The organism is Actinocorallia lasiicapitis, from assembly GCF_054778695.1.
The window spans coordinates 1-4,386 of record NZ_BAAGZI010000453.1; the positions used below are offsets into that span (position 1 = coordinate 1).

At 72.4% G+C, this 4,386-nt stretch carries 7 protein-coding genes; 4 read left to right on the top strand and 3 right to left on the bottom strand.

Annotation, left to right across the window (positions count from 1 at the left end; all coding sequences use genetic code 11):
- Positions 1 to 812, bottom strand: an 812-nt coding sequence (locus ACYVE7_RS29985; protein WP_460369396.1) for a WxL protein peptidoglycan domain-containing protein, incomplete at its 3' end; no start/stop codon positions are given.
- Between the two features lie 71 nt (positions 813 to 883).
- Positions 884 to 1,255, bottom strand: a complete 372-nt coding sequence (locus tag ACYVE7_RS29990; RefSeq protein WP_460369408.1) for a WxL domain-containing protein — start codon at positions 1,253 to 1,255, stop codon at positions 884 to 886.
- A gap of 44 nt (positions 1,256 to 1,299) precedes the next feature.
- On the opposite strand from ACYVE7_RS29990, the gene ACYVE7_RS29995 reads away from it, so the two are divergent.
- Both ACYVE7_RS29995 and ACYVE7_RS30000 read left to right on the top strand, forming a co-directional pair.
- Positions 1,300 to 1,464, top strand: coding sequence for a hypothetical protein (locus tag ACYVE7_RS29995; protein WP_460369398.1), 165 nt, complete (start codon positions 1,300 to 1,302; stop codon positions 1,462 to 1,464).
- A 474-nt stretch (positions 1,465 to 1,938) separates the two neighbouring features.
- Positions 1,939 to 2,241 (top strand): DUF2470 domain-containing protein, encoded by a 303-nt coding sequence (locus tag ACYVE7_RS30000; RefSeq protein WP_460369400.1) that lies wholly within the window; start codon positions 1,939 to 1,941, stop codon positions 2,239 to 2,241.
- Here the strand turns inward: ACYVE7_RS30000 and ACYVE7_RS30005 are convergent.
- The gene (locus ACYVE7_RS30005) at positions 2,238 to 2,954 is read right to left on the bottom strand and encodes a hypothetical protein (RefSeq protein WP_460369402.1); all 717 of its coding nucleotides are present in this window, start codon (positions 2,952 to 2,954) and stop codon (positions 2,238 to 2,240) included. The two genes, ACYVE7_RS30000 and ACYVE7_RS30005, sit on opposite strands and share 4 nt — an antisense overlap.
- Positions 2,955 to 3,073: 119 nt before the next feature.
- Here ACYVE7_RS30005 and ACYVE7_RS30010 point away from each other — a divergent pair, with 119 nt between their 5' ends.
- Together ACYVE7_RS30010 and ACYVE7_RS30015 are read left to right on the top strand one after the other, a co-directional pair.
- Entirely contained in the window at positions 3,074 to 3,718 is a 645-nt protein-coding gene (locus ACYVE7_RS30010; RefSeq protein ID WP_460369404.1) for a biliverdin-producing heme oxygenase, read from the top strand.
- A complete protein-coding gene (locus ACYVE7_RS30015) occupies positions 3,715 to 4,323 on the top strand; it encodes a hypothetical protein (protein WP_460369406.1) in 609 nt (202 codons plus the stop codon). Before ACYVE7_RS30010 ends, ACYVE7_RS30015 begins: the two co-directional genes overlap by 4 nt.
- Positions 4,324 to 4,386 lie beyond the last annotated feature (63 nt).

Here is a 4,386-nt window from a genome sequence, read left to right on the forward strand (position 1 = left end):
GGCCGTCCGTCGGTCGCGGCGGGGTCGGTCGGGGTGAGCCGCACGGACACCTTGAGCGGCCCTGCGGGCAGCACCTCGGGCACCGTGTCGGTGAAGGTCATCGACGACCCGGGCAGCAGTTCGGGGATGTCGCGGTCGGCGGGACGGCCCTGCGCGCCGGCGAGGGCCGCCTCGGTGGCGACATGGGCGCGCGCCTTCAACCGGACGTTGCCGGTGTTGCGGACCCGGTAGGTGACGGTCACGGTGCCGCTGCCCACGATGGGCCCCTTCGCGGACGCCGCGATCCGGTCCACCTCCAGCTTCGCGGTGACGGGCCCGTTGACCCGCAGATAGACCCGGGCGGCGACCCGCCGGTCCACGTTGACGCGCTGGCCGTCGGCCGTCGTCTGCTGCTCGGTCACGGCGGCGAGGACGCCGCCGGTGTGGTCGCCGGGGGTCGCGTTCCGCGGGACCTTCAGGGTGAACGGCACATCGGCCCGCTTGCCGGGCTTCACCGTGACGGTCGTCAGCCCCGTCCGCACCCAGGAGCCCACGTCGGAGGGCTGCTTGTCGGCGGTGAGCAGGGCGAAGGATCCGTCCTCGGTGGTGAACGCGTCGGTCGGGTAGATCCGGAACGTCAGCGGCTTGTCGCCCCGGTTGGTGATGCCGACGGTGTCCCGCACGGTCTGGCCGGGCGCGACCGTGTACACGAAGTAGTCGCGTCCGGTCGGCCCCTTGGGCCCGGACGGCTGGACCGACCAGCTGAAATCGGCGGCCGGTGCGGACGCCGGGGCGAGGAGGAGCCCCGCCGCGAGGACCCAGGGTGTGAACATGCTCGTGCTCCGGGGAGAATGGGGGAGCGAGGGATGAGGGCGCCGTTACCGTCCTCATCCCCCGCCGTCTGTCAGGACAGGGTCAGCGTGAGGGTTCCGGTGTAGGAACCCGCCGGGACTCCCGCCGGGATCCGCAGGTCGAGGCCCGCGCCCAGCTCGAAGACGCCGCCGCTGAAACCGCCCTGGGCGGAACCGAGGGTGCGGGCCACGTTCAGGCCGGCGACGGGCGCGCCCGCGGTGACCTGGCCGGGGGAGCCGTCGCCGACGGCCGTCGCGTTCGGGCCCCAGGCGAGGTTGGCGCCCGGGATGGTGCCGCCCTCGGGGCTGGTGAAGTCGCTCACCTGGCCGACGAGGCTCCAGCCCGCGTTGGTGCCGCGGGTGTCGGTGACGGTCGCCTTGTTGAGCGCCCCGGTGGAGTGCCCGCCGAGCTTGGCGTCCAGCAGCGCGACGTTCGCGCCCGCGACCGAGGGTGAGGGTGCCGCCCGCGGTGACCTTCGCCGTCAGCGTCTGCTGCTCGGTGACGCCGCCCGGGGTGCCGGGGTCGGTCGGGTCCGTGGGGTCGGTCGGGCCGCCCGCGCCGGCGAAGGTCACCGGGGTGAAGGTGTCCTGGGAGCGGTCCGGCACGCCATGCGCGGCGATCGTGATGACGTAGCACTGGGTGACGAGGCAGTCGACCGCGGTGCCGTTGCCGTCGGTGTACTTCGCCTTGATCCCCGGGAGGGTCGTGGCGAAGGTGCCGTCGGCCTTGAGCTCGTCCTGGCCGGCCGAGGGGGTCGCGCCGAGGTGGACCCACTTGGTGGCCTGGAAGATGCCCGCGTTGGTGGCGTAGTCGGCGGTCTTCGGGCCGAACGCCACGTAGATCCCGAACTTGTTGTTCTTGTTGGGGTCGAAGCCGGAGCCGGTGACGGTCAGGTTCTGGCCGTCGACCTTGAGGTCGGTCGTCGGATCGACGTTGGTCTCAGGGCCTGCCGCGTGGGCGGGGGAGGCGAGCCCCGCGACGGCCAGGCCGGCTGCCGCGATGATGGGGCGGTAACGCATCTGTCTGACTCCTTACTTAGGTAAGCCTTACCTAATGACGATCCGGTACGGTAGCGCATGTATGTCCGGATTGAGAAGGGACCTCCCCATGTCTGACCTGCCGTTCGGCCCCGAGGCCGTCGCCGCCATCACCGCCCACATGAACGGCGACCACGCCGCCGACAACGTGCTGATCGTGCGCGGGCTCGGCGGGGTCGAGGCTTCCGCGGCCGTCAACACCGGGCTGGACGCCGAGGCGCTGGTGTTCACCGCGACCGTCGAGGGACGCGAGGTCGAGGTCCGGATCCCGTGGAGCGAGCCGCTGAAGGACCGCGGCCAGGTGCGGCGCGAGGTCGTCCGCATGTACACCGAGGCGTGCGCCGCGCTCGGGGAGACTCCGCGCACCGCCTAGCGTCGCGCGAAGCCGCGGAGGGCGAGGGCCGCCGCGATCGCGAGCGCCGTCAGCGTCCAGAACGGCCAGGCGGGGGACGCGTCGGAGCCGGTGATCGTTTGGGCGGCCACCGGCGTCTCGCCGCCGAGGGGCGTCGTGCTCGGGGCGGGCGCGGGGGGCGTATTGGCCGCGGCCTTCGGTGTGGCCGAGGCGGGCGCGGTCGCCGTCGGAGAAGGGGTCTTCGTCTTCTTCGGCCTGCCCGCGGCCGGTCCGGCCGCCTCGAAGGTCACCGGGGTGAAGGTGTCCTGGGAGCGGTCCGGCACGCCATGCGCGGCGATCGTGATGACGTAGCACGAGGTCTTCGTGCAGTCGACCTGCGCGCCGTGGCCGTCCTTGTACCTGGCCGTGACGGCGAGCGTCGTCGAGAAGGCCCCGGCGTCGGTCAGGTTCGCCTGGCCGGCGCCCCCGCCGCCCGGATGGACCCAGCGCGCGGCCCCGAACGCCAGCGAGTCGGTCGCGTAGTTCGAGCGTTTCGGGCCGAACGCCACGTAGATCCCGAACTTGTTGTTGCCCGTGGCGTTGAAGCCGGTGCCGCGGACCGAGATCGTCGCACCGGCCGGGTCGAGCCCGCTGGTGGGCGACGCCGACACGGACGCGGCGTGGGCGGGCGCGGCCGGCAGCGCACTGAGGCCGAGGGCCAGGGCCGCGACGGCGGCGTAGCTGGGGGTTCGCAAGGTCGGGGCCCAATCGTGAGGCGAGGCTTGCCTATTTCTTCTTAGGCAAGCCTAAGCTAAGGTACTCCACGCAAAGGATCAATAGGGCGATACCGCCCAGCAAGACCCTAAGGACACCCATGGACCTCTTCTCGGCCGCGCTCCGGCAGGCGAGCATCCAGGACCACTCGGCCGCCGAGCAGACCAGCTACATCGGCGACCTGATGGCGGGAAAGCTCCCCGTGGCCGCCTACGCGGCGCTGTCGGCCCAGCTCCACGCCGTGTACACGGTGCTGGAAGAGGCCGCCGACGCGCTGCGCGAGCATCCCGTCGCGGGGAGGTTCGTCTTCGAGGAACTGCGCCGCACGCCCAGCCTCGAGGCCGATCTGACGCTGCTGGCCGGTGCTAACTGGGCCGAGCGGATCGCGGTCAGCCCGGCCACGGACGCCTACGTCGCCCGGCTGCGCGCGGTCGCCTTCGACTGGCCCGGCGGCTTCGTCGCCCACCACTACGTGCGCTACCTGGGCGACCTGTCCGGCGGCCAGATCATCGGCCGGGGCGTGGAGCGCGCCTACGACCTCGTCGATGGGGCGGGCGCGCAGTTCTACCGGTTCCCGTTGATCCCCAAGCCGAAGAACTTCAAGGACGCCTACCGGACCCTGCTGGACGAGGCGCCCTTCGACGCCGCCGACCGAGAGAAGATCATCGCCGAGGTGAAGCTCGCCTACCGGCTCAACACCGACGTCCTGGTCGACCTCGGCGCGTCCGTCCGGGGCGCGGCGTGAAGCGGCTGCTGGCGATCGGCGCCGCCGCGGCCCTCGCCGGCGTCGCGGGACCGGCGTCCGCCGACGCCCTGACGGCCAGGGGCGAAGGCGGCCAGACCCTGACCGTCTCCAGCGCGAAGCTCAAGGACGGTGACACCGTCACGGTCACCGGAGCCGGCTTCGACCCCGCCAAGGGGGTCTATGTCGCCCTCTGCAAGGACCTCGGTCCCGGCCAGGCCCCGACGCCCTGCGGGGGCGGAGCCGACACCACCGGCCAGACCGGCGGTTCGCAGTGGGTGTCGTCCAACCCGCCGCCCTACGGCAAGGACCTCGCGATCGCCTACGGCGACGGCGGCGTCTTCAGCGTGAAGCTGAGCGTCAAGGCCGAGATCGGCGAGGGGCTGAACTGCGCGAAGGTCAAGTGCGCCATCGTCACCAAGGCCGACCACACGCGCGGCTCCGACCGCTCCCTCGACGTCCGGGTGCCGGTGGCCTTCGACTCCGGCTCCGACCGGACGATCGTGTACGGCGGCGTCGCCGCGGCCGTCGTCGGACTCGGCCTGGTGGGCTTCGCCGTGCTGCGCCGCGGCGAGCCGGCGGCGGAGAGCAAGGAGGCGCCGGAATGAGACGCGTCCGGAGCGGAGCGGCGCTGGCCACCGCCGCGCTCCTGCTGGCCGGATGTGGTGGAC